Source organism: Micromonospora sp. CNZ303, from assembly GCF_004345505.1.
In genome coordinates, this window is the sequence record NZ_SLVT01000003.1 from 426,894 (window position 1) to 450,268 (window position 23,375).

23 protein-coding genes are annotated in these 23,375 nt (G+C 74.2%); 9 read left to right on the forward strand and 14 right to left on the reverse strand.

The window, feature by feature from the left end; all coding sequences use genetic code 11:
• Positions 1-105: 105 nt before the first annotated feature.
• Positions 106-558, reverse strand: coding sequence for a GNAT family N-acetyltransferase (locus tag EV374_RS08025; RefSeq protein ID WP_132233113.1), 453 nt, complete (start codon positions 556-558; stop codon positions 106-108).
• Between the two features lie 77 nt (positions 559-635).
• Here EV374_RS08025 and EV374_RS08030 point away from each other — a divergent pair, with 77 nt between their 5' ends.
• Positions 636-1,148 (forward strand): potassium channel family protein, encoded by a 513-nt coding sequence (locus tag EV374_RS08030; RefSeq protein WP_132233115.1) that lies wholly within the window; start codon positions 636-638, stop codon positions 1,146-1,148.
• Here EV374_RS08030 and EV374_RS08035 read toward each other — a convergent pair.
• Both EV374_RS08035 and EV374_RS08040 read right to left on the reverse strand, forming a co-directional pair.
• Positions 1,075-2,664 (reverse strand): alpha/beta hydrolase, encoded by a 1,590-nt coding sequence (locus EV374_RS08035; protein ID WP_132233117.1) that lies wholly within the window; start codon positions 2,662-2,664, stop codon positions 1,075-1,077. The genes EV374_RS08030 and EV374_RS08035 overlap by 74 nt on opposite strands.
• A gap of 33 nt (positions 2,665-2,697) precedes the next feature.
• Positions 2,698-3,810, reverse strand: coding sequence for an ATP-dependent DNA ligase (locus EV374_RS08040; protein ID WP_132233119.1), 1,113 nt, complete (start codon positions 3,808-3,810; stop codon positions 2,698-2,700).
• Positions 3,811-3,946: 136 nt separating this feature from the next.
• On the opposite strand from EV374_RS08040, the gene EV374_RS08045 reads away from it, so the two are divergent.
• Together EV374_RS08045 and EV374_RS08050 are read left to right on the forward strand one after the other, a co-directional pair.
• Positions 3,947-4,159, forward strand: coding sequence for a hypothetical protein (locus tag EV374_RS08045; protein WP_132233121.1), 213 nt, complete (start codon positions 3,947-3,949; stop codon positions 4,157-4,159).
• Positions 4,160-4,315: 156 nt separating this feature from the next.
• On the forward strand, positions 4,316-4,738 hold the full coding sequence (locus tag EV374_RS08050; RefSeq protein ID WP_132233123.1) for an SRPBCC family protein: 423 nt from the start codon (positions 4,316-4,318) through the stop codon (positions 4,736-4,738).
• Here the strand turns inward: EV374_RS08050 and EV374_RS08055 are convergent.
• On the reverse strand, positions 4,713-5,201 hold the full coding sequence (locus EV374_RS08055) for a GNAT family N-acetyltransferase (protein WP_486485642.1): 489 nt from the start codon (positions 5,199-5,201) through the stop codon (positions 4,713-4,715). The two genes, EV374_RS08050 and EV374_RS08055, sit on opposite strands and share 26 nt — an antisense overlap.
• 88 nt (positions 5,202-5,289) lie before the next feature.
• On the opposite strand from EV374_RS08055, the gene EV374_RS08060 reads away from it, so the two are divergent.
• Positions 5,290-5,793, forward strand: coding sequence for a DUF1990 domain-containing protein (locus EV374_RS08060; RefSeq protein WP_486485633.1), 504 nt, complete (start codon positions 5,290-5,292; stop codon positions 5,791-5,793).
• Positions 5,794-5,826: 33 nt separating this feature from the next.
• Here the strand turns inward: EV374_RS08060 and EV374_RS08065 are convergent, their stop codons facing one another.
• The 10 genes from EV374_RS08065 to EV374_RS08110 form a co-directional block, all read right to left on the reverse strand.
• The gene (locus EV374_RS08065) at positions 5,827-6,747 is read right to left on the reverse strand and encodes a DNA glycosylase family protein (RefSeq protein ID WP_132233129.1); all 921 of its coding nucleotides are present in this window, start codon (positions 6,745-6,747) and stop codon (positions 5,827-5,829) included.
• Between the two features lie 113 nt (positions 6,748-6,860).
• Positions 6,861-7,496 carry a COG4315 family predicted lipoprotein gene (locus tag EV374_RS08070; RefSeq protein ID WP_132233131.1) on the reverse strand — a complete coding sequence of 212 codons (636 nt, stop codon included), beginning with the start codon at positions 7,494-7,496 and terminating at the stop codon, positions 6,861-6,863.
• Between the two features lie 221 nt (positions 7,497-7,717).
• The gene (locus EV374_RS08075) at positions 7,718-8,497 is read right to left on the reverse strand and encodes a zf-HC2 domain-containing protein (RefSeq protein WP_132233133.1); all 780 of its coding nucleotides are present in this window, start codon (positions 8,495-8,497) and stop codon (positions 7,718-7,720) included.
• On the reverse strand, positions 8,494-9,189 hold the full coding sequence (locus tag EV374_RS08080; RefSeq protein ID WP_132233135.1) for a sigma-70 family RNA polymerase sigma factor: 696 nt from the start codon (positions 9,187-9,189) through the stop codon (positions 8,494-8,496). The genes EV374_RS08075 and EV374_RS08080 overlap by 4 nt, the downstream gene beginning before the upstream one ends.
• 108 nt (positions 9,190-9,297) lie before the next feature.
• The gene (locus tag EV374_RS08085) at positions 9,298-10,155 is read right to left on the reverse strand and encodes a fused MFS/spermidine synthase (RefSeq protein ID WP_132233137.1); all 858 of its coding nucleotides are present in this window, start codon (positions 10,153-10,155) and stop codon (positions 9,298-9,300) included.
• Positions 10,155-11,117, reverse strand: coding sequence for a hypothetical protein (locus EV374_RS08090; protein ID WP_132233139.1), 963 nt, complete (start codon positions 11,115-11,117; stop codon positions 10,155-10,157). Before EV374_RS08090 ends, EV374_RS08085 begins: the two co-directional genes overlap by 1 nt.
• A gap of 37 nt (positions 11,118-11,154) precedes the next feature.
• Positions 11,155-13,629 carry an AAA family ATPase gene (locus EV374_RS08095; RefSeq protein WP_132233141.1) on the reverse strand — a complete coding sequence of 825 codons (2,475 nt, stop codon included), beginning with the start codon at positions 13,627-13,629 and terminating at the stop codon, positions 11,155-11,157.
• On the reverse strand, positions 13,629-14,777 hold the full coding sequence (locus tag EV374_RS08100; protein WP_132233143.1) for an exonuclease SbcCD subunit D: 1,149 nt from the start codon (positions 14,775-14,777) through the stop codon (positions 13,629-13,631). The genes EV374_RS08095 and EV374_RS08100 overlap by 1 nt, the downstream gene beginning before the upstream one ends.
• Positions 14,778-14,789: 12 nt before the next feature.
• On the reverse strand, positions 14,790-16,544 hold the full coding sequence (locus tag EV374_RS08105; protein ID WP_132233145.1) for an ATP-binding protein: 1,755 nt from the start codon (positions 16,542-16,544) through the stop codon (positions 14,790-14,792).
• Between the two features lie 138 nt (positions 16,545-16,682).
• Positions 16,683-17,435, reverse strand: a complete 753-nt coding sequence (locus EV374_RS08110) for a pyrimidine reductase family protein (RefSeq protein ID WP_132233147.1) — start codon at positions 17,433-17,435, stop codon at positions 16,683-16,685.
• 150 nt (positions 17,436-17,585) lie between these two features.
• On the opposite strand from EV374_RS08110, the gene EV374_RS08115 reads away from it, so the two are divergent.
• The 5 genes from EV374_RS08115 (at position 17,586) to EV374_RS08135 (ending at position 23,297) form a co-directional block, all read left to right on the forward strand.
• Entirely contained in the window at positions 17,586-18,131 is a 546-nt protein-coding gene (locus tag EV374_RS08115; protein ID WP_132233149.1) for a plasmid pRiA4b ORF-3 family protein, read from the forward strand.
• A gap of 464 nt (positions 18,132-18,595) precedes the next feature.
• Positions 18,596-19,888 (forward strand): ABC transporter substrate-binding protein, encoded by a 1,293-nt coding sequence (locus EV374_RS08120; RefSeq protein WP_132233151.1) that lies wholly within the window; start codon positions 18,596-18,598, stop codon positions 19,886-19,888.
• Between the two features lie 153 nt (positions 19,889-20,041).
• Positions 20,042-21,013, forward strand: a complete 972-nt coding sequence (locus tag EV374_RS08125; RefSeq protein ID WP_132233153.1) for a carbohydrate ABC transporter permease — start codon at positions 20,042-20,044, stop codon at positions 21,011-21,013.
• 11 nt (positions 21,014-21,024) lie between these two features.
• Positions 21,025-21,867 carry a carbohydrate ABC transporter permease gene (locus tag EV374_RS08130; protein WP_132233155.1) on the forward strand — a complete coding sequence of 281 codons (843 nt, stop codon included), beginning with the start codon at positions 21,025-21,027 and terminating at the stop codon, positions 21,865-21,867.
• The gene (locus EV374_RS08135; protein ID WP_132233157.1) at positions 21,864-23,297 is read left to right on the forward strand and encodes a GH1 family beta-glucosidase; all 1,434 of its coding nucleotides are present in this window, start codon (positions 21,864-21,866) and stop codon (positions 23,295-23,297) included. Before EV374_RS08130 ends, EV374_RS08135 begins: the two co-directional genes overlap by 4 nt.
• Positions 23,298-23,375: the final 78 nt, after the last annotated feature.

Below are 23,375 nucleotides of genomic sequence, written 5' to 3' on the forward strand. Positions count from 1 at the left end.
CGTGGGGCGTGGGGCGTGGGGCGTGGGGCGTGGGGCGTGGGGCGTGGGGCGTGGGGCGTGGGGCGTGGGGCGTGGGGCGTGGGGCGTGGGGCGTGGGGCGTGGGGTCAGAGGGGGAGTTTCATGCCCTCGTGGGTGGGGAGGAAGCCGAGGTTGACGTAGAAGCGGTGGGCGTCGTGGCGGGTCTTGTCGGTGGTGAGCTGGACCAGGGCGCAGCCACGCTGCTTCGCCTGGTCGACCGCCCAAGTGATCATCTGCCGGCCGAGGCCCCGCCCGCGTAGGTCGGAGCGGACCCGGACCGCCTCGATCAGCTGCCGCTCCGCGCCGTGCCGGCCCAGGCCGGGGATGTACGTGAGCTGCATGCAGCCGAGCAGCTCCCCGTCCGCGTCGGCCACGATCAGCTGGTTGCGCGGGTCGGCGTCGATGTCGGCGAACGCCTTCTCGTACGCGGCGTCGACCTCCGTGAAGTCGCGGGTCCTGCCGAGCACGTCGTCGGCGAGCAGGGCGATCACGGCGGGCAGGTCGGCTCGGACGGCCTCGCGGAAGACCACGTCACTCATGCCGCCCAGCGTGGCACAGCGAGCGGAACCGATGGGCGGGCGGCGCTTGCCCGGAACGGGGGGCAACATGACTGTTCATGGACGTCCTGCTGCTGCCGTTCCGGTTGATCTACCGGGGGCTGGTCTGGTTCGCCAACTCGCCCCGTACGTTGATCATTTCCTACCTGTTGATGATCGTGGTGGCCGGCGTGATCTACGGCCACGTGGAGAACCGCAGCCCGGCGGACGCCGTCTGGTGGGCGGTGGTGACCGCGTCCACCGTCGGCTACGGCGACATCTCGCCGGTGAGCTGGCAGGGCCGCACCCTCGCCGCGCTGCTCATCTCCACCATGGTGCTGCTGGTCATCCCGTTGATCACGGCGCACTTCGCCAGCCAGCTCATCGTCGACGACGACGCCTTCGAACACGAGGAGCAGGAACAGCTCAAGGCCGACGTACGCCGGATGCGGGCGCTGCTGGAGGAGATGGCCGCCCGGCAGGGCATCGACCTGCCCGACCTGCCGCCGGAGCGGCCGGTCAGCGGGCCGGGCAGCGCAGCCCCTCCCTGGGCACGGTCAGGTCGATCAGGTAGGCGTCGACCGCCTCGGTGATGCAGGAGGTCTGCGGGTACGCGGTGTGCCCCTCGCCCTCCCAGGTGAGCACCCGGCCCACGCCCAGCATCGCGGCCAGCGCCGGGGTCTGCTCGTAGGGCGTCGCGGGGTCGCCGGTGGTGCCCACCACCAGGATCGGCGGCGCCCCGTCGGCCCGGCCCGTCGGGTACGGGTCGCGACCGCCGGGCCACTCGGCGCAGGAGAGCAGGCCGACGGCCAGGGCCGGCCCGAACAGCGGGTACTTCGCCCGCCACTGCGACTGGAGCTGCCGGATCCGCTCCCGGCTCGGCTTCTCCTCCTCGTCGGCGCAGTTGACCGCCAGGTTGGCGTCGAACATGTTCGAGTAGTGCCCGTCGGCGTCCCGGTCGGCGTACGCGTCGGCGAGGCGGAACACGTCGCCCGGGTCGCCGCCCTCCAGCTTGTCGATGGCGACGGCCAGCTCCTGCCACCCCGACTCGGTGTAGAGCGAGGAGATGATCGCGTAGAAGACCCAGCCCGCGGTGGCCTCCCGGCCGTCGTCCCCGCGTACGGGGGACACCCGCGCCTTGTCGATCGCCGAGGTGACCGCGGCCCGGGCGTCCGGGGCGATCGGGCAGCGCCCGGCGTTGGCCGCGCACCACGTGGTGAAGTTGCCGAAGGCCCGCTCGAAGCCCTTGGCCTGGCCCTCCGAGCCGGCGATCAGGCCCTGTCGCGGGTCGACCGCGCCGTCGAGGACCAGCGCCCGCACCCGCTGCGGGTAGAGCTGGGCGTAGGTGGCCCCGAGCAGGGTGCCGTAGGAGTAGCCGAGGTAGGTCAGCTTGTCGTCGCCGACGGCGGCGCGGACCGCGTCCATGTCCCGGGCGGCCTGCTCGGTGCCGTAGAGCGGCAGCTGGTCGCCGTAGCGGTCGCCGCAGCCGCGCCCGATCTTCCGGCTGAGCGCGACGAAGCCGTCGAACGCCTCCTGGCTCTCCGGGTCGGGGTCGTAGCCGAAGCTGGCGTCCAGCTCGGCGTCGGGGATGCACTTGACCGGGCTGGAGCGGGACACCCCGCGCGGGTCGAAGCCGACGATGTCGAACCGGTCGGTGATCGAGGCGGGCAGGCCGCCGAAACCCGGGCCGAAGGAGAGGTAGACGGCGGTGTCCACGCCGGAGCCGCCGGGCCCACCCGGGTTGATCACCAGCGAGCCGATCCGGTCGCGCTGCTTCGTCGACCGGGCCCGCAGCAGCGCGATCTCGAAGGTCTGCCCGGCGCCCGGCCCGGCGCTCGCCCCGCCACCCGCGCCCGTGCCCCAGTCGCGCGGCACCTTGATCCGCGCGCACTCGTAGCGCATGCCCGGCGCCCCGCGCCCGACCAGCTCCTCGGCCACCTCCGGGCAGGCCCGCCAGGTGGGCGCCGTGCCGGGGGCGGCGGCCTCGCCGCCGGCCTCCGTCCGGGGCGCGATCGCCGGAAGGGTGCAGCCGGCGGCGACCAGCGCGGCGGCGGCCAGCCCGGCGAGGGTGAGCCGGAACCGGCGGATCCGGTCGGGGGTGCGGGTCACGAGCGAGCCTCCGTGATCGAGTCGACGGCCAGGCTACGCCGGACCGGCGGCGGACCCCACGGTCACCGTGGGATCGCCGCGCAGCACCTGGTCCACATCGAACCGTACGGGCCGGTCGAGCTGGTCGTAGCGGCAGGATTGCGGTTCGCGGTCGGGCCGCCAGCGGACGAACCGGGCGGTGTGCCGGAACCGGTCGCCCTCCATGGCGTCGTAGCCGACCTCGACCACCAGCTCCGGGCGCAGCGGCTCCCACTCGAGGTTGCGGGCGCCCGTCCAGCGGCTCACCCCGCCGGGGAGGCGCTGGCCGCGCTCGTGGTCGCCGTGCACCCACGGGTGGTCGGCGCCGACGTCACGGTAGGGCTCCAGCTCCTCCAGCAGCTCCGCGCGGCGGGCCATCGTGAACGACGCGCTCACCCCGACGTGGTGCAGGACCCCGTCGTCGTCGTGGAGGCCGAGCAGGAGCGAGCCGACCACCGGGCCGGACTTGTGCCAGCGGAAGCCGGCCACCACCACGTCGGCCGTGCGGGCGTGCTTGACCTTGAACATGAGCCGCTTGCCCGGCTCGTAGGGCAGGTCGGCCGGCTTGGCGATCAGGCCGTCCAGGCCGGCGCCCTCGAAGACGTCGAACCAGCGGTGCGCGGTGTCGACGTCGGTGGTGACCTGCGTGACGTGCACCGGCGGCCGGACCCCGGCCAGCGCCGCCTCCAGCCGGGCCCGGCGCCGCGGATAGGGCTCGTCGAGCAGCGTCTCGTCGTCGAGGGCGAGCAGGTCGAAGGCGACGAAGTCGGCCGGCGTCGTCTCGGCCAGCAGCCTCACCCGGGAGGCGGCCGGGTGGACGCGCTGGGCCAGCAGCTCGAAGTCCAGCCGGGGCTGCCCGCCCGGGCCGTCGCGCCGGATCACGATCAGCTCGCCGTCGACCGCGCACCGCTCGGGCAGCTGGCGGCGGGCCTGCTCGACCACCTCGGGGAAGTAGCGCGTCATCGACTTGCCGCCCCGGCTGGACAGCTCCACCTCGTCGCCGTCGCGGAACACGATGCACCGGAAGCCGTCCCACTTCGGCTCGTAGGTCATCCCCGGCGCGGTGGGGACCCGCGGGACGCTCTTGGCCAGCATCGGCTCGACCGGCGGACTGATCGGCAGCTTCACGGCGACCAGTCAACCAGACCGCACCGACAGTCGTGAGGCAGATCACGTCCGCGCGGCGGGTGGCGTGTCCGGCCGCGCGCCGCTCGTACCGCACCGGGCGAATGATGAAAGCGCAGGTCAGAGCTACCTTCGCGGGGTGTCGGAGTGGGTTTGCGGGTGCTGCGGGCGGTGGCGGGTGAGCGTCGAGCTGATCCGGGGGCGCTACCGGTACCGGCTGGTGCGCCGCTATCCCCGCCAGTTCGGCGGGGGCAAGGACGTGCTCGGCGAGGCCGGCTCGGTGGCGGAGCTGGAGGAACTGCTGCGCCGGCGTACCCCCCTCGGGCTGGCCGACCTGCGCGAGGCCGCCTGACCCGGCGGCGGCCGAGCCCGGCGGACGCCGCCGGCCCGGCACCCCCGCGTGCCGGCGGACACGGACCGGCCGGCGGGCGCCTCGTCACGATCCCGGGCGCGGCGTCGTCGAGACTGGCAGCGGCGCCGCCGGGCGCCGACACGGGGAGGGGGCGCGATGCGGTTCGAGGCCGGTACGGAGGTGGCCGCCGAGGCGGAACGGGTCTGGGCGGTGCTGGTCGACGTCGAGCGGTGGCCGGAGTGGACGCCCTCGGTGCGTCGGGCGCTCCGGGGGGAGGTGGGACCGCTCGCGGTGGGCGCCACCGCCCGGCTCGCGCAGCCGAAGCTGCGACCGGCGGTGTGGCGGGTCACCGAGCTGACCGAGGGCCGGTCGTTCTCCTGGGTCTCGGGCAGCCCGGGGGTGCGCACGCTCGGCGGGCACCGGGTGCTGCCGCTGCCCGACGGGCGCAGCCGCGTCGAGCTGACCCTCACGCAGTCCGGGCCGCTCGCCGGGCCCGTCGGCTGGCTCTACGGCGACCTGATGCGCCGCTACCTGCGGATGGAGGCCGACGGGCTCAGGCGCCGCTGCGAGCGGGACTGACCGCCTTCTCCAACTGGGCGAGCCGGATGCCGTTCGCGTCCGGTCGGTGTCCGACCACCTGGTAGCCGTGCCGGTGGTAGAACCGCAGGTTCTGCTCGGTGTCCGCGCCCGTGAAGAGCGCGAAGCGGCGCACCCGGGCGGCGCAGGCCGTCTCCACCGCGCGCAACAGCCGCCCGCCGACGCCCCGGCCGTGCTGGTCCGGGGCCACGGAGAGCCGGCCGATGTGCGCGGTGTCGCCGTCGACGTGCGCCCGCACGGAGCCGACCAGCCGGTCGCCGAGCCGGGCGGTGAGCACCGTCGCCGGGCCCGCCAGCGCGGCCCGCACCTCGTCCAGGGTCTCGGTCAGCGGGGGCAGGAACGGGTCGGCGTAGCGCTGCGCCTCGGTGACGTACGCGGCGCGCTGCACGGTGAGGATCTCGCCGGCGTCCGTGAGGTCGGCGGGGGCGATGCGCGGCTCGATGATCACTCCGACAGCCAACCACAGGCCGTCGGGCGGGTCGCCCGCGCCGCCCGTACGCTGGCGGTGTCCCGTCGAGCCGTGGGGGTGCGCCGTGCCGGCACTGACCTATCCGCACGTCGGCGCCACCGAGACCGGCGAGCTGCCGGCCGGCTGGCGGCACGTGCGGCACCGGGTCCGGCTGCCCGACTCCTGCTTCCCGGCGGCCGGGGACGCCGTGCTCGGCTGGCGCCTGCACCGGGCGGCCGGCATCCGGATCGACGCCGCCGCCGAGCGCGCCGCGCCCGGGGTCCGGGTGGTCTCCGGGCTGGGCGTCGGCCCGCTGCGGCTGGCCGCGCCCTGCGAGGTGGTCTGGGCCGTCGACGACGGGCGGCGGGCCGGCTTCGGGTACGGCACGCTGCCCGGGCACCCGGCGCGCGGCGAGGAGGCGTTCGTGGTCAGCCGCGACGCCGCCGGCCGCGTCTGGTTCGAGGTGGTCGCGTTCAGCCGGCCGGACCGCTGGGTCATGCGCGCCGCGGGGCCGGCCGGTCGGGCCTTCCAGCGGGCGTACGCCTGGTGGCTCGGCCGCACCCTGCGCCGCCTCTGCACCCGACCCTGACCCGCACCGTCGTCACCCGTCGCGGGACCCCGGTCAGAACCGGGCGAAGGAGCGGATCGGCATCCGCGGACCGTACTTCGGCGCCTGGACGCCACCGGCCGCCAGCAGCACGCAGACCCGCCCCCGATGCCCCCGGAACGGCTCCAGCAGGGCCAGCATCCGGGCGTCGTCGCCGCGCGGCTCGCCCGCGAGGGCCCAGGCCACCGTGTTCGGCACGTGGAAGTCGCCGACGCTGACGGCGTCCGGGTCCCCGTACGCGATGCGCACCACCTCGGCGGCGGTCCACGGGCCGATGCCGGCGACGGCGGTGAGCCGGCGGGTGGCCTCGGCGGAGTCCGCGCAGCGCTCCAGCCGGTCGGCGACGGCCGCCACGCGGCGCAGCGTCTCGGCCCGGCGCTGCTCCACGCCGAACGGGTGGAACACCCAGTACGGGGTGGCCGCCACCGCCGCCGGCTCGGGCGGCAGCAGCAGCGGCTGCATCGGCCCGGGCGCGGCCTCGCCGAAGTGCCGCACCGTCGCCGCGTACGCCCGGTAGGCCTCCTTGCCGGTCACCTTCTGCTCGAAGACCGCCCGCAGCAGTTGGCGGAAGACCTGCCCGGTGGCGGGCATGCGCAGCCCCCGGTGCTGGGCCGCGAGCCGCGCCACCACGGGGTGGGCGGCGGCGAGCGCCCCGAACCCGCTCACGTCGTCGCGGAGCCCGGCGACCGCGTCGGCCCACTGCACCACCCGGTCGGCACCCGGGCCGTAGCCCTCGGCGAGCAGGGCGCCGCCGGCCGGCCGCAGGGCTAGGGTGGCCGGACCGTCCGGGGTGCGGGCGGCCCACCAGAACGTGCCGGCCGCGACGCGCGCGCAGGGGTCGTACGGGCTGAAGGTCAGGGCCCGGACCGACGCGGCCAGCCGGTATCCGGCGGGCGGGTGCAGCTCCCGACGCGCGGTGGGTCCGGTCCCGGTCACCCGCACATGCTGTCACGTCCCCGCCCCGTGACCGGCGACACCGCCGGGCGCACGCTCGGCCCGGTGCCGTCGCCGGTCCCGGGGCGGCGACCGGCCGCGCCGGGACCGTGACGTCAGTACGAGTAGTCCGAGTCGCCCTGCCCGGCCTTGTCGTCGGCCGGCGGGGCGACAGGCTTCGGGGTGCCCGGCGGCAGGCAACTCAGGTTCTTCCTGCCGTCCGGCGCGACCACGAACCAGGTGCCCCCGACGCCCTGGCCCTTCCACTGGCCGGGCTTCTTGTCCCCGACGTAGCGGTAGAGCGGCCAGCCGCCGAGGGTGATCTGCCGGGTGCCGTCCTGGCGGGTGACGGTGCCGACCTTGTCGTCGGAGACGCCGTTGAGCTCCGGGTCGCCGTCGGTCAGCGCCGGAGGCCACAACCGGGCGCACTTGTCGACGCAGTTCGACGAGGGCGGGTCGTTGGTGTCCTTGTCGAAGCGGTAGAGGATCCACCCGTCCTGGTCGGTGACCACGCTGCCCATCCGGGCGACCTTCCGGCCGTTGAGCTCCTCGGTCAGGTCCGCGTCGGCGGGCGGCGCGTCGGCGGCCGGGGACGGCGGGACCGAGGGCTCGGCCGCCGCGGTGGGTTCGGCGGCGGTCACGGCGACCGGGTTGGCCGCGCCCGGGTTCGCCCCCTCGTAACCGGCGGGAGCGCAGGCCGTCAACGCGACCATCGCGCTCGCCACGATGACGGTTCGCTTCATCTGTGCCACGTGCCCTCCTCGTTGATGCGGTTCACCGGTCAATACGGATAGAGAGTTGTCAAGGTTGAATGCGAAAGCGTGGTCGATGTCACGGGAATCCGTTGAACCGAAGGGGTCAGAAATCCGTTTCCCGCGACGAGTGCGGTTTCCGCCAACAGCATTCGTGGAAACGGCACGCGGAATCGGCACCGGTCGTCTAGGGCTGACCGGCGCCGATTCCGCGACGGGCGCTACATCTGCACCGTGACCAGCGGGCTCGCCACCCCGCCGGCGTCCACCGACTGCACCTGGAACTGCTTGATGTCGTCGAGCCGCGTCGACGTCGACGCCGACAGGCTCAGCTTTTCGGGGCGCGCGCTGGTGCCGTACCCGGTGCCGGGCACCGACCAGGTGGAGACCACCTCGGTGCTGTTGTTCCTCCGCACCACGACGAGCCGGCACGTCCGGGGCCCGGGCAGCTTGGCGAGGATGAAGTCCACGCCCGTGCCGAAGTCCTTCGACACGACGAAGAAGCTCGCCTCGACGCCGGTGGTCGGGTCGACGACGTTGACGGGATCGCCCTCCGGCAGCGTCCCGCCGATGTCCGGGTCGTTCGGATCGCTGGAGCGGCTGGCCGTCGGCGGGGCGACCTGCGCGGTGGCGGTCGGCTCGGCCACCACCTCGGGGGCACTGTCGCCGGCGATGCTGGCGAAGCCGAGCCCGGTCGCCCCACCGAGGACCAGCACCGCCGCCGCCGTGGCGAGCAACTGCCGGAACCGGTTGCGCCGCCGGTGGGCGCGGACCGCGACCAGCGTCCGGTCCAGCAGGGCCGGGTCGGTGCGGGTCTGCTCCAGCGCGGCCATCGTCTCGCCGTCGATGTCGGAGAGCAGGCCCACGACCGGCACCATCGTCTCCAACTCGGCGGCGCACGCCCAGCAGGTGGCGAGGTGCTCCTCGAACCGTTCCGTGTCGCGCTCGTCCAGCACGCCGAGCGCGTACGCCGCGACGTCCATGTGGTCCGCCCGGCTCATTCCGTCACCCCCCGTTCCTGCAGAGCCGTGCGCAGCGCGCGCAGCGCGTAGTAGACCCGCGACTTGGCGGTGCCGAGCGGAAGGCCCAGCTCCTCGGCCGCCTCCGGCACCGTCCGACCCCGGAAGTACGTGGCCACCAGGATCTCCCGGTGCGACTGGCTCAGCGTACGCAGCGCGTCCGCCACCGTCATCGTGCGCAGCACCCGGTCGGTGCTGTCCGCCTCCGCGAACGCCGTGAGGTCCCGGTCGTACGTCTCGGCGGGCCGGGCCTGCACGCTGCGGTGCTCGTCGATGGCGATCCGCCGGGCCACCGTGACCAGCCACGGCCGCAGCGAGCCCTGCCCCTGCACGCCCAGCCGGTGCGCGTTGCGCCAGGCCCGCAGCAGCGTCTCCTGGACGATGTCCTCCGCCCGCTGCCGGTCGCCGCCCGTGAGCCGCATGACGAATGCCAGCAGCGGCCCGGCGTGCTCGGCGTAGAGCAGCCGGATCAGTCGGTCCGAGTGACCCGCCTCGGTGGAGGGTGCCGCCTGGTGGCGCCCCGGGGCGGAGTTCGGCGTCACCGGCCCATTCTGGCGAGGCGCCTGGCGGGCGTCGACCCCGCGTGCCGCCGCGTCCGGCCGGGACTGGGACCGCGCGGACATCCAGTCCGGTCGCGCCCTGTCGCCGTGCCAACCGGCCGCCACCGCGTGCATGCAGACCTCCGGGTGTCCGATGACATCGACCGCCTCCCACGGGCACGGCCGCCCGTTGGTACGCAGCGCCCACGCCAACGGATCAACGGCACGCGGAAAAGATTCCGCTCAGCGGCGCACGGAGAAGATCCCGGGCGGCGGCGGGGTCGAGTCGGTGGCGTCGGCGTCGCGGACGACCGGCGCCCCGCCCGCGAAGCGGTCGAGTTCCCCGCCGGCCAGCACCCGGCCGGGGAACCAGTCCCCGGCGGCGCGCCGGGTCAGCTCCGGCACCGGCGGCTCGACCCGGCCGGCCACCAGCACCAGGTTGCCGTAGCGCCGCCCGCGCAGCACCGCCGCGTCGCCGACGAGGCAGGCCCGGGGCAGCACCGACCGGAGGGTGGCGACCTGCGCCCGGGCGTGGCGCAGCGGCGGGCCGTCGGCGACGTTTGCCAGGTGGAAGCCGGTGGGCCGCAGCACCCGGGCCACCTCGGCGGCGTACTCCACCGAGGTCAGGTGGGCCGGGGTGCGGGCACCGGCGAAGACGTCGGCCACCACGACGTCGTAGCTGGCGTCCCGGCTGGCGGCGAGCACCGCGCGGGCGTCGGCCACCCGCACCTTGAGTCGGGGATCCGGCTGCCACGGCAGGGCCTGGCGGACCAGCTCCACCAGCGCGCCGTCCACCTCGACCACCCGCTGGGTGGAGCCGGGCCGGGTGGCCGACACGTAGCGGGGCAGGGTCAGCGCGCCGCCGCCGAGGTGCAACACCCGCAGCGGCGCGCCGGCCGGCGCCACCAGGTCGATCGCGGCGGCGAGCCGCCGGACGTACTCGAACTCCAGGTGCGTGGGGTCGGACAGGTCCACGTGCGACTGCGGGGCGCCGTCCAGCAGCAGGGTCCACGATCCCGGCCGGTCCGGATCGGGCACCAGCTCGGCCTGGCCGGTGTCCACCCGCGCGGCCACCGTGTCGGCCGCCCGCTTGCGTCCCATCAGCGCCGTCCCCGGGCGGCGGCGGTGAGCACCCGGTGCAGCAGCCGCGCGTCGCCGAGCAGCGCCCGCAGCCGGCGCTCCAGGCCGGCGATCGGGATCAGGTTCTGTGGCGCCCGCGGGTCCTTGTAGGGGGTGGAGGCGAAGCGGGGCAGCGTGACCAGCGACAGGTCGGCCAGCCCCACCGCCTCGTCGACGCTGAGCTCGGCGGAGCACTCCATCCGGACGATGCCCGCCCACGGCGCGCCGAGGGCCACCGGCAGCCGCAGATACCACGACCAGCCGCCCCAGGCCGTGCCGAGCTTGAACACCGGGGAGCGCTCACCGGCCGCCAGCTGAGTGACCACGGCGGTCAGCCGGGCGTCCAGGTACTGACTGTGCTGGGTCTTGATGTAGCCGACCGTGCGCGGCAGCTGCCGCCGGTTGCGCAGCGGGCCGTCGACCACCAGCAGGTCGCCGTCGGTGCGGGCCGCCCCCGAGACCTCCACCTCGAGCGCGGTCAGCGGCCCCTGCACGGCGGCCGGGAGCTTGTTCAGCTCGCCCGTGCCGCTGACCCGGTGCACCGGGTAGCGGACGCTGCCGGCCACCACGTCCACCGCCGAGGGGCTGGCCGTGAACAGCCCCCGGCCGACCCGCGCGCCGGCCAGCTGCGCCGCGCCGCGCTCCAGGTCGCAGCGGACCACCCCGGCGGCGTACGACGCGGCCAGGCCCGGGAAGGAGGCCCCGTCGTCCTCGGCCGTCCACACGCTCGCGTCGATCCGGCGCACCCCGTCGACGAGCAGCACCACGTCGGGGGCCCGTACGCCGGGACGCGGCCCGATCGCCCGCCAGTCCACCGCCGGCAGTTCGGCGTCCGCGTCGACCTGGGCGCTGCTCGGCGCCGCGGGACCGCCGCCGCCCGCCGCCTCGAACGAGGCGCCGTAGGCCGGGTCCCACGCGTCGACGAAGAACCGGGGATCGGTCACCGCAGCGGACCTCCCGTCGCGCGCGCCGGGGCCCCGCTCACCGGCCGGTCCGCTCGACGCGCGCCGACCGGGCGTCCTTGCTGACCTCGAAACGGACGGGGATGCGTTCGGCCAGGGCCGGCACGTGGGTGACCACCCCGACCATCCGGTCGCCCCGGGCGGCCAGGCTCTCCAGCGTGGCGGCCACCGTGTCGAGGGTGGCCGCGTCGAGCGTGCCGAAGCCCTCGTCCAGCACGATCGACTCCAGGCTCGCCGCGGTCGTGGACAAGCCGGCGAGCTGCTCCGACAACGCCAGCGCCAGCGCCAGCGACGCCTGGAAGGTCTCGCCGCCCGACAGGGTGCGCACGCCCCGGCGCAGCCCCGCGTCGTGGTGGTCCACCACGAAGAACTCGCCCTTGTCGTGCACCAGGTCGTACTGCCCGCCGGAAAGCTCCCGCAGGATGCCCGAGGCGCCGTCGACCAGCAGGTCCAACGCCTCGGCGAGCAGCCACCGCTCGAAGTTGTTGGCCCGCAGGTGCCCCGCGAGGGCCCGCGCCACCTGCGCCTCGCGCTCGTAGCCGGCCCGCTGCTCGCGCAGGTCACCCGCCTGCTCCCGGCGCCGCTCCAGCTCGCGCAGGTCGGCCTCGGCCCGCTGGAGGGCGCGGTCGGTGGCGCGTAGCGGATCGTCGGTGGGCGGCAGCCCGGCGACGGCGAGGACGCCCGCGATGCGTTCGCCGACGCCGGCGGCCACCGCCTCGGCCTGCGCCACCGCCGCGGCCCGCCCGGCCCGCTCCGCGCGGCGGCGCGCCGCCTCCTCGCCGGCCCATCCGGTGAGGGCGGCCCACGCGGCGCCCAGGTCCTCCCGGTCCGCCGTCGGCGGCCCGAACCGGGCCAGCCCGTCGCGGGTCGCGTCGAACGCCCGCCAGGTCGCCCGCAGCCGCTCCTCGGCGGCGTCCACCGCCGCCCGCGCCCGCCGGGCGGCGTCCCGGCCGCCCCGCACCGCCGCCGCCGACTCCTCCAGCGCCCGGCGCAGCCGCGCGTGGTCGTCCAGCTCGCGGCGCAGCACCGCCGGCTCGGCGGCCCCGGCCAGCTGGTCGTCCAGCTCGGCCAGCCGGGCCTGCACCTGGTCCTGCCGGGCCCGCGCGCGCAGCAGCACCCGCTCCAGCTCCCGGGCCGCGCCGTCGCGCTCCTGCACCACGGACTGGGCGGCCTTGCTGGCGGCCCGCGCCGCCCGTCCCGCCGCCGTCGCGGCGGCCACCGCCGAGTCGGCCGGCACCGCCGGCACCGACGCGACGGTCTGCTCGCAGACCGGGCAGGCGGCCCCGGCGCGCAGGTGCGCGCGCAGCGCCACCGCCTGGTCGGTCGCCTTCGCCTCCTCGTGGGCGCGGAAGGCCGCCTCCAGCTCCGCCTCGGCCCGCTCGGCCGCCGCCCGCGCCTCGGCCAGCGCCGCCACCGCCGCGCCGTGCTCGGCCTGCGCCCCGGTCACCGCCGTGCGGACCGCCTCCGCCTCGCCGGCCAGCTTCTCCCGATCGGTGTACGCCCGCAGCAGCAGCCGCAGCGCGCTCTCGTCGCCGGCGGCGGCCAGCTCGCCGCGCAGCTTCTCCTCCCGCTCCTCGGCCAGCGACACGGCCGTCGCCGCCTCGTCCGCCCCGGCCCGCGCCGCCGCGACCGCCCGGGCCACCTCCGCCACCCCGTCCGGCGCGCGCACGGCGGCCAGCACCGCCAGGTCGGCGTCGAGCGCCGCCAGGGCCGCGCCCGCCTCCCGCGCCGTCGCCCGGGCGGCCTCCAGCTCCGGTACGGCGCCCGCCACCGCCCCGGCCAGCTCCCGCATCCGGTCGACCTGCCCGGTCGCCGCCTCCAGCGCGTCGTCGTCGACGCCGGTGAGCCCGGCGAGCGCCTGGTCGACCGCCTCCAGCTTCGCCTCGGCCTGCGCGGCCCGCGCGGTCGCCCGCTTCTGCACGTCCTCGTAGACCCCGAGGCCGAGCAGGTTGACCAGGATCTGCTGCCGGGTGGCCGGCTTGGCGTGCAGGAAGTCGGCGAACTGCCCCTGCGGCAGCACCACGCAGCTGGTGAACTGCTCGTACGGCAGCCCGACCGCCTCCAGCACCGCCTGCTCCATCTCGGCGGGGGTGCCGGCCACCACCTCGCCGAGGTCGTCGGGGCTCAGCCCGGTGTCGAGCTTGGTCACGTCGAAACCGGCCGGCATCAGCTGCAACCCGGCGTTGGCCGTCTTGACGTTGCCCCGGCCGTCCCGGCGGACCACCCGGGTCGCCACGTAGCGGGAACCGGCGGACTCGAAGACCAGCCGCACCCGCGCCTCGGTGGCCGACGGCGCCAGGGCGTTGCCCAGCCCTCGCGCCCCGCCCCAGCGGGGCACCGTGCCGTAGAGGGCGAAGCAGATGGCGTCCAGCACCGTCGACTTGCCGGAGCCGGTCGGCCCCACCAGCGCGAAGAAGTCGGCGTCGGTGAAGTCGATCGTGGTCTCGTCGCGGAAGACGGTGAAGCCTGCCATGTCCAGCCGCATCGGCCGCATCAGTGCTCGACCTCCTCGAAGAGCTCGTCGAAGAGCTCCCGCACCCCGTCGTCGGTGTGCCCCCGGCTGTCCAGGTAGTCGGCGAAGAGCTGCCGGGGCGAGCGGCCCGCCCGCTGCGCCACCCGCGTGCCGCTGCCCGGGGCGGGCAGCAGCTCCGGGTCGATCCGGATCTCCAGGGCCTGCGGGAGCAGCTCCTGGACCTCCTCGCGGAGCCCGGCGCGCGGCTGCTCCCGGACGTACACGCGCAGCCAGGCGTCCGGCACCTGCATCTCGGCGAGCTGGGCCAGGGTGCCCCGGACCGTCCGCAGCGTGGTGGCGGCGGTCACCGGCACCTCGCGGACCTGCGCCGCCGTGGTCGCGGTGACCTCGACGACGGTCACCGACGGCACGTTCTCCTGCTCGCCGAAGTCGACCGCCAGCGGGCTGCCGCTGTAGCGGATCGGGCAGGGGCCCTGCACCCGCTGCGAGCGGTGCAGGTGGCCCAGCGCCACGTAGTGCGCCGTCCCCGGGAACACCGTCGCCGGCACCGCGTAGCCCAGCACGGTGTGCGCGTCGCGCTCCCCGCCGCCCGTGGTCGCGCCCACCACGGTCAGATGGGCGGTGACCAGGTGCACCCGGTCCGGCTCGGTGAAGCTCTCGGTCAGCCGGCCCAGCACCCGGCCCAGGTGGTCGGCGTACGTCTGGGTGCTCTCGGCGGCGGTCAGTTCGTACATCTCCACGGCGCGGATGGCGTAGCGCTGGGAGAGGAACGGCAGCGCGGCCAACCGCCAGCGCTCACCGCCGGCGGTGGTGCCGTCGACGACGTGCTCGTCCGGGTTGTCCCGGACCCCGCCGCGCAGGGTGATCCCGGCGGCCTCGGCCCAGGGGCGCAGCGCGTCGAGGGCCTGGCCGTTGTCGTGGTTGCCGCCGATGGCCACCACGTCGGCGCCGGTGCGGCGCAGCGCGGTCAGGGCCCGGGTGACCAGCCGGGTGGCCTCGGGCGTCGGGGCGGCGGTGTCGTAGAGGTCACCGGCGACGATGGCCAGGTCGGGTGACTCGGCGCGGGCGACGTCGATCACGCCGGCCAGGACCCGCTTGTGCTCCTCGGCCCGCGACTGCCCCTTGAGGACCTTGCCGACGTGCCAGTCGGAGGTGTGCAGGATCTTCACGGGTGTGTCCCCCTAGAACGGGATGTCGTCGTCGGAGGTGCCGCCACCGGAGCCGACGACGGCGAACGGGTCGACGGACTGGGTGATCGACCGGAGCGTCTCGGACGGGGCGCGGCCGGCCTCGGAGACCCGGGTGGCCCAGGCCGGGAACGGGAACTCCAGGCAGAGCGGCACCGGGATGTCGGGCTGGTTGACGAACATCGTGCCCGGCTTGGCCAGCAGCGCGCGCTGCCGCTGGGCGGGCGGCAGGAAGCCGTACTCCGGGCGGGACGCCTCGGCCGGGTCGAGCCGGCCCACCACCCGGATCGCCGAGTTGGTGACGATCCGCCGCTCCACCTCGCTCGCCGTCTGCTGGGCGCCGACCAGGATCACCCCGAGCGAGCGGCCCCGCTCGGCGATGTCGAGCAGCACCTCCTTGATGGGGGAGGAGCCCTCGCGGGGGGCGTACTTGTTGAGCTCGTCGAGGACCACGAAGAGCAGCGGCTTGGCGGTGCCGGCCTTCTCCTTGCGCTCGAACTCGCTCTTGAGCGTCACGCCGACCACGAACCGCTGCGCGCGGTCCGGCAGGTTGTGCAGGTCCACCACGGTGACCTGGGCGCTCTCGGCGGTGTTGATCGAGTGCGGGCGGCGGGTGGCCAGGTCGCCCCGGATCAGCCGGGACAGGTCCTTCTTGCTGCCGATCAACCGCCGGGCGAACGCGTTGACCGTGCCCAGGCCGACGGCGCTGCCGGCCCAGTCGGAGCGGGTCTCGTCGTCGTTGAGCTGCTCGACGACGTGGTCGACCAGGTCGGCGTACGAGCCGAGCCGTATCCCGTCGATGCTGATGCCGCCGTCGGCGGGCTGCGCGTGCCGGGCCAGGTGGGCGGTGACCGAGTGCACCACCATCGTGTACTGCTGGCGTTCGTCGTCGGCGTCGGCGAACACGTAGGGCAGCAGGCGGTCGGCGCAGAACTCGCTCAGCGTCCAGTAGAAGCTGTCCACCCCGGTGAGGCGGCTGCTCACGTCGGGCGTGCCGGAGGAGTCGCCCACCCGGGGCGGGGCGTAGACCCGCACGTCCGGGAACGCGCCGGCGGCCAGGCCGAGCTTCGCGTACGCGGCGCGGGTGGGGTCGTCCAGCCGGGTGTTGGGATGGTCGAGGAAGAGCAGGTCCTCGCCCTTGACGTTGAAGATGAGCGCCTTGGCGTTGACGGCGTCGCCGCCCAGCACCCCCGAGCGGAAGACCGAGTAGAGCAGGAAGGTGGCGAAGCTCGTCTTCGTGGCGACCCCGGAGATGCCGGAGATCGACACGTGCGCGCCCCGGCTGCCGTCGAGGAAGTCGGCGTTGAGGTAGACCGGCACCCCGTCGCGGCCCATGCCCATCGGGATGCGCCGCTCCATCCGGTCGAAGTGCAGCGCCCGGGCCCGGGCGTCACCCTCGGCGCGGTGCACCACCGCACCGGGCGACGGCGGCACGTAGAGCTCCGGGTCGACGCGGGTCGTGGTGATCTCGGCGGCCTCCTGCACCTGCGCGGGCAGCGTGCCGTCGGCGATGGCGAAGACGTCGGAGTCGAACTGGGCGCCCTCGTGCCGGGCGCGGACCTGGGTGACCACCCCGGCGATCGTCACCGGCTCGCGGTCCGGCAGCTCCCGCCGGGTCACCACGACGTCGTCGAGCTGGAGGTAGCTGTCGGGGGAGACCGCGGTCCAGAACTGCAGGGGGGTGGCGTCGGCAGTGCCCAGCACCCGGCCGACCACCTCGCCCGGGCCGTCGAACCCGTCGTCAGTCATCGGGCAACTCCGGTCGGCTGGTCGTCGCGGTCGGGGCACACGCCCTGCATCCTGCCCGAGGAGTACGACACGTTGCCACGCGACGCGGCGGACGCCACCCCGCCATCGGCGCCCGTCAACCGCAGGGTGCCCGCCCGGTCACGGTCGGTCGCGGGCGTAGCGGAGCATGAGCACCCCGTCGGCGGCGGCGAGCACGTGGCGCAGCGGCAGGTGGCGTACGTCGCTGGCGTCGCCGGCGGTGATCCGCCCCGGGCCCGCCCCGGCCAGCAGCGGGGCGACGGTGAGGCAGACCTCGTCCACGAGGTCGGCGGCGGTGAGCGCGCCGAACAGTTGCGGGCCGCCCTCGCAGAGCACCTGGCCGAGGCCGCGGCGGCGCAGCTCGGCCAGGCCCGCCGCGAGGTCGACGCGGTCGTCGCCGCAGCGCACCACGTCGGCGACCCCGGTCAGGCCGGGCGGTGCCACGGCGTCGGCCCGGGTGAGCACCACGGGCCGCACCGGCGCGTCGGCGAACGCGGCCTGCGCCGGGTCGAGGTCGAGCGAGCCGGAGACGACGACCAGCGTCGGGTACTCGGCGAGGCCGTGCTCGCGGCGCCACGCCCGGCGCCGCTCGTTGAGGCGTACCGCCCGGTAGCCCTCGTGCCGCAGCGTGCCGGCGGCCACGAGCAGGGCGTCGCAGAGCATGCGCAGCAGCCCGAAGACGCGCTTGTCCGCCTCGCCGGAGAGCCCGGCGGAGTAGCCGTCGACGGAGACGCCGCCGTCCACGCTGGTCACGAAGTTCATCCGCAGGTGGGGGCGGTCGGAGCGGCCGTAGAGCGCGGTGAGCGCGGCGTCGTCCAGCGGTCGCGCCGTCGGCTGCGGCCAGAGCGCCGAAATCGGGATTCCGACGTTCATTCGCCGGCCGGACCGGTGACCGGAGGGGTGGGTCGGGGGGTACGGTGCTGGCAGTCGCACCAGTTGCGCCCCGGGCAGTCGTCGTGCCGCCTGGCCCGGCACGCTCGGCAGATCATGCCCGCAGCCTATGCCGAGGAAGGATGGGACAGCATGCCGCGTCAGATCTTCCAGCTGAAGATTTCCCTGGCCGGGATCCGGCCGCCCGTCTGGCGCAGGGTGCTCGTCCCCGGCGGCTACACCCTCGACCGGCTGCACCGGGTGGTCCAGCACGCCATGGGCTGGCGGGACTGCCACCTGCACTCGTTCGAGATCGAGGGCCGCCAGTACGGCGAGCCCGATCCCGACGGCGAGCTGGCCCTGCGCGACGAGTTGGACGTCCGCCTCGACGCGGTGCTCGGCAAGGGCAGCCGCTTCCACTACACGTACGACTTCGGCGACTGGTGGGAGCACGACCTGGTGGTGGAGGACGCCTGCACGGCCGATCCGGACGAGCGGTACCCGTCCTGCCTGGACGGCGAGCGGGCGTGCCCGCCCGAGGACGTCGGCGGCCCCGCCGGCTACCAGGCGCTGCTGGCCGCGCTGGCGGACCCGGCTCACCCCGGGCACCCGGAGGCGCGGGACCGGGTGGGCGACCGGTTCGACCCGGCCGCCTTCGACGCGGGCCGGGCCGGCATCCTGCTGCGCCGCTTCTGCTGAGCCCCTGCGCCGCCCTCGCCGCGCAACCCCCCGCCGCTGAACCGCTTCGGCTGCGGCGCGTGCCCGCCGCTTCGGCTGAGTCGTGCCGGCCGCCTCGGCTGCGGCCGCGTTCCGGTCGCACGCAGGGTGCGCGACGGGCTGCTCAACGTGTCCGTCCCCCGCGCGCGGGCGTGCTGAACCGCTTCAACGGGGCGGGTGCGCAGGTGGCGCCGCCCGGCGCGTCGGCCCGCGACGTGCGTCAGTCGGGGCGTACGCACGCGCGGTAACGATCTGGGAACGCTCCCATGGGCCTATTGACACCCCCGACACTCGCCGGCAATCTCATGGGAGCGCTCCCGCGAACGTGGCACGACTCACCCGCGCCCCGCTCCGGACGTCGACCGCCGGCCCCGACCGGTGTCGACTGCGCGCACGGCACCCCCCACCACACCCAGTCAGCCTCACCACCGAAAGAGGGGTCTCCGATGAGCCTCACCACGCGGCGCACCCGCATGGCGGCTGCCGCCCTGGCCGCGATAACCGCCATCGGCGGTCTCGCGGCCTGCGGCAAGGACGACGACGCACCAGCGGCCGGCGAGAAGCCCGCCAAGCTGGTCGTCGACACGTTCGGCGAGTTCGGTTACGACGAGATCATCAAGCAGTACGAGAAGGACACCGGCATCAAGGTCGAGCTGCGCAAGACCGCCCAGCTCGGCGAGTACCGGCCGAAGATCGTCCGGGCGCTGGCCACCGGCAAGGGCGCGGCCGACGTGGTCGCCCTGGAAGAGGGCATCCTCAACGAGTTCAAGGCCAACCCGGCCAACTGGGCCGACCTCGCTCCGCTGGTCGCCGACCACAGCAAGGACTACCTGCCCTGGAAGTGGGAGCTGGGCAAGGCGCCGGACGGCCGGCTGATCGGCCTGCCGACCGACGTCGGCAGCCTCGCCGTCTGCTACCGCCGCGACCTCTTCCAGGCGGCCAAGCTGCCGACCGAGCGGGACCAGGTCGCGGCCCTCTGGCCGGACTGGAACGCCTTCATCGAGACCGGCAAGAAGTACCGCACCGCCACCGGCAAGGGCCTGCTCGACTCGGTCACCACCGCCGCCAGCGCGGTGATGTTCCAGCAGGGTGGCGACCTGTTCTACGACAAGGACGACAACGTCATCGCGGACAAGAGCGCGGCGGTGAAGACCTCCTGGGACACCGCGGTCGCGATGGCCGACGCCAACATCACCGCCGAGACGGCCACCTGGTCGCCGGAGTGGTCGGCCGGCTTCAAGCAGGGCACCTTCGCGGCGACCTTCTGCCCGTCGTGGATGCTCGGCATCGTGGCGGACAACTCCGGCCCCGAGAACAAGGGCAAGTGGGACGTCGCCCCGGTGCCCGGCGGCGCCGGCAACTGGGGTGGCTCCTGGCTCGGCGTGCCGACCCAGAGCAAGTACCCGAAGGAGGCGGCGAAGCTCGCCGAGTACCTGACCAACGCGCAGAGCCAGGTGGCGGCGTTCAAGCTCAAGGGCCCGCTGCCGACCAACCTCGAGGCGCTGAAGAACCAGGAGTTCCTCGGCTACACCAACGAGTACTTCAACAACGCGCCGACCGGCAAGATCTTCGGTGACAGCGTCGCCAAGATCCAGCCGCTGCACCTCGGCCCGAAGCACCAGGCGGTGAAGGAGAACGCGTTCGAGCCGGCGCTGCGCTCGTACGAGCAGGGGCAGGCCACGAAGGACAAGGCCTGGGAGCAGTTCGCGAAGGACGCCAAGACGCAGGGCGCCTTCTGACCCACCTCGTCGCCAGGTGGCGTCCGGGTCGACACCCGGGCGCCACCGGCGCCGTCCCGCTTCCCTCCCGGACGCCACCGGCGCCGTCCCGTTCCGCGTAACAGCGCCTGAGCGTCGGCGCGCGCCCGCGCCGACGCCGGGAAAGGACCCCGCATGAGCCTTTCGGCCACGACGGCGCCGCCGTCGCCCGCAGCACCGCCACCCCGCCCGTCGTCGCGGCACCGGTCCCGGTCGCACTCGCTGACCCGGCTGGACCTGAAGTACTCGCCGTACCTGTACATCGCGCCGTTCTTCGTGGTCTTCGGCATCTTCGGGCTCTACCCGATGCTGCGGACCGCCTGGATGTCCCTGCACGACTGGAACCTGATCGGGGACCACACCTTCATCGGGTTCGACAACTACGTCGCCCTGGTCAAGGACGAGTACTTCTGGAACGCCACCCTCAACACCTTCGGCATCTTCCTGCTGTCGACCATCCCGCAGTTGCTGCTCGCCCTGTTCCTGGCGAACCTGCTCAACCGCACGTTCCTGCGCGCGCGCACGTTCTTCCGGCTGGCGATCTTCATGCCGAACGTGGTCTCGGTGGCCGCCGTCGCGATCGTCTTCGGCATGCTCTTCCAACGCGACTTCGGCGTGATCAACTGGCTGCTGAGCTTCGTCGGCATCGACGCGGTCGACTGGGACGCCGAGCGCTGGAGTTCGTGGAGCGCCATCGCCTCCATGGTCAACTGGCGGTGGACCGGCTACAACACCCTGATCCTGCTCGCGGGCATGCAGGCCATCCCGCGCGACCTGTACGAGGCGGCGGCGCTCGACGGCGCCAGCCAGTGGAAGCAGTTCTGGCGGATCACCCTGCCGATGCTCACGCCGACCTTCGTCTTCGTGGTGATCCTCTCCACGATCGGCGGGCTCCAGCTCTTCACCGAGCCGCTCGTCTTCGCCAACGGCAACATCATCGGCGGCGACCAGCGCGAGTTCCAGACCCTGGCCATGTACATGTACGAGCTGGGCATCGAGAACCTCAACACCGCCGGCTACGGCGCCGCGGTCGCCTGGGCGATGTTCCTGATGATCGCCCTCGTCTCGGGGATCAACTTCCTGCTCGTCCGCCGCACGGTGAAGTGAGGAACGCCCAGATGAACTCGGCATCCCGGCGCCTGTGGCGCACCAGCCCGCTGACCTACGTCGCGCTCGTCCTGGCGACGCTCTTCTCGATCTACCCGTTCTACTACATGGTGGTCATCGCCACCCGCAGCCTCGACTCGATCAACGACGTCCCGCCGCCGGTCACGCCGGCCGGGTCGTTCGGCGACAACTTCGGCCGCGTTCTCGACAACGAGGCGGCCAACTTCCTCACCGGCCTGCTCAACTCGGTGATCGTCTCCGGCATCGTGACGGTCTCCGTGGTGATCACCGGCTCGCTGGCCGGCTTCGCCTTCGCCAAGCTGCGCTTCCGGGGCCGCAACGCCCTGCTGCTGACGATCATCGTCACCATGATGATCCCGACGCAGCTCGGCCTCATCCCGCTCTGGGGCATGATCCAGGACCTCAACTGGTTCGACACCCTCTACGCGGTGACCGTGCCGTTCCTGGTCAGCGCGTTCGGCGTGTTCATGATGCGGCAGTACGCCACCCAGGCCATCTCCGACGAGCTGATCGAGGCGGGCCGGGTGGACGGGGCGAGCACCTTCCGCATCTACTGGAGCATCGTGCTGCCTGCGCTGCGGCCCGCCGCCGCCGTGCTCGGCCTGCTGACGTTCATGGAGACCTGGAACTCGTTTTTGTGGCCGTACGCGGTGCTGACCTCCGAGAACCCGACGCTCCAGGTCTCGCTGGCCTTCCTGTCGTACGCCTACTACACCGACTACTCGCAGGTGTTCGCCGCCACGGCGGTCGGCACTCTACCGTTGGTGATCGTGTTCATCGTGTTCGGCCGCCAGATCGTGGGCGGCATCATGGAAGGTGCCGTCAAGTCGTGAGCAACCCCGCCAGCCCACCTGCCGTCGGCGTCGTCGACGACCGTCCGCCGCTGACCTTCCCGCCCGGCTTCCTCTGGGGCGCGGCCACCGCCGCGTACCAGATCGAGGGCGCGGCGGCCGAGGGTGGCCGGACCCCGTCGATCTGGGACACCTTCAGCCACACCCCGGGGCGGGTGGTCGAGGGGCACACCGGTGACGTGGCCTGCGACCACTACCACCGGCTGGGCTCCGACGTCGCGCTGATGGCCGAGCTGGGGCTGAAGTCGTACCGGTTCTCGGTCTCCTGGCCGCGGGTGCAGCCGGGCGGCACCGGCCCGGCCAACGCCGAGGGGCTCGACTTCTACCGGCGGCTCGTCGACGAACTGCTGGGGCACGGGATCGAGCCGTGGCTGACCCTCTACCACTGGGACCTGCCGCAGCCGCTGGAGGACGTCGGCGGCTGGCCGGCCCGGGACACCGCCGCGCGGTTCGCCGACTACGCCACGCTGGTCGCCGACGCGCTCGGCGACCGGGTGCGCTACTGGACCACGCTGAACGAGCCGTGGTGCTCGGCGTTCCTCGGCTACGGCTCCGGGGTGCACGCGCCGGGCCGCTCGGACGGCGCGGACGCCGTACGGGCCGGGCACCACCTGATGCTCGGCCACGGCCTCGCGGTGCAGGCGCTGCGCGCGGCCCGGCCGACCGCCGAGGTCGGGGTGACGGTCAACCTCTACCCGGTCACCCCGGCCAGCGAGGCGCCCGCCGACGTCGACGCCGCGCGGCGCATCGACGGGCTGGCCAACCGCTTCTTCCTGGACCCGCTGCTGCGCGGGTCCTACCCGGCGGACCTGATGGCCGACCTCGCCAAGGTCACCGACTTCGGGCACGTGCGCGACGGGGACCTGGCGACCATCTCCACCCCGCTGGACGTGGTCGGCGTCAACTACTACAGCCGCCACGTCGTCGCCGCGCCGGACCCCGACGCCGAGCCGGAGCCGTACTGGCGGGCGCCGTCGTGCTGGCCGGGCAGCGAGGACGTCCGGTTCGTCACCCGGGGCGTGCCGGTGACCGACATGAACTGGGAGATCGACGCCCCCGGCCTGGTGGAGACGCTGCGCCGGGTGCACGAGGAGTACACCGACCTGCCGCTCTACGTCACCGAGAACGGCTCGGCCTTCGTGGACGAGGTGGTCGACGGGCAGGTCGACGACGCCGACCGGCTGGCGTACTTCGACGCCCACCTGCGCGCCGCGCACGAGGCGATCGAGGCCGGGGTGCCCCTGCGCGGGTACTTCGCCTGGTCGCTGATGGATAATTTCGAGTGGGCCTGGGGCTACACCAAGCGGTTCGGGATGGTCCACGTCGACTACGACACCCAGGTCCGCATCCCCAAGTCCAGCGCCAGGTGGTACGCCGAGGTGATCCGACGCAACGGTCTGGCCGCACAATAGGCCAGGGCCAGCCATCAACGGGCGGCCCCGGCGCCACCCCGTACGGGGTGGCGCCGGGGCCGGTCCGCCGTCGGAGGA

Bases quoted from the DNA above. Each gene is read 5' to 3' on its own strand.
- EV374_RS08025 (WP_132233113.1), bottom strand. From the start codon at position 558: ATGAGTGACGTGGTCTTCCGCGAGGCCGTCCGAGCCGACCTGCCCGCC.
- EV374_RS08030 (WP_132233115.1), top strand. From the start codon at position 636: ATGGACGTCCTGCTGCTGCCGTTCCGGTTGATCTACCGGGGGCTGGTC.
- EV374_RS08050 (WP_132233123.1), top strand. From the start codon at position 4,316: ATGCGGTTCGAGGCCGGTACGGAGGTGGCCGCCGAGGCGGAACGGGTC.
- EV374_RS08075 (WP_132233133.1), bottom strand. From the start codon at position 8,497: ATGAGCCGGGCGGACCACATGGACGTCGCGGCGTACGCGCTCGGCGTG.
- EV374_RS08080 (WP_132233135.1), bottom strand. From the start codon at position 9,189: ATGCACGCGGTGGCGGCCGGTTGGCACGGCGACAGGGCGCGACCGGAC.
- EV374_RS08085 (WP_132233137.1), bottom strand. From the start codon at position 10,155: ATGGGACGCAAGCGGGCGGCCGACACGGTGGCCGCGCGGGTGGACACC.
- EV374_RS08095 (WP_132233141.1), bottom strand. From the start codon at position 13,629: ATGCGGCCGATGCGGCTGGACATGGCAGGCTTCACCGTCTTCCGCGAC.
- EV374_RS08105 (WP_132233145.1), bottom strand. From the start codon at position 16,544: ATGACTGACGACGGGTTCGACGGCCCGGGCGAGGTGGTCGGCCGGGTG.
- EV374_RS08110 (WP_132233147.1), bottom strand. From the start codon at position 17,435: ATGAACGTCGGAATCCCGATTTCGGCGCTCTGGCCGCAGCCGACGGCG.
- EV374_RS08115 (WP_132233149.1), top strand. From the start codon at position 17,586: ATGCCGCGTCAGATCTTCCAGCTGAAGATTTCCCTGGCCGGGATCCGG.
- EV374_RS08120 (WP_132233151.1), top strand. From the start codon at position 18,596: ATGAGCCTCACCACGCGGCGCACCCGCATGGCGGCTGCCGCCCTGGCC.
- EV374_RS08125 (WP_132233153.1), top strand. From the start codon at position 20,042: ATGAGCCTTTCGGCCACGACGGCGCCGCCGTCGCCCGCAGCACCGCCA.
- EV374_RS08130 (WP_132233155.1), top strand. From the start codon at position 21,025: ATGAACTCGGCATCCCGGCGCCTGTGGCGCACCAGCCCGCTGACCTAC.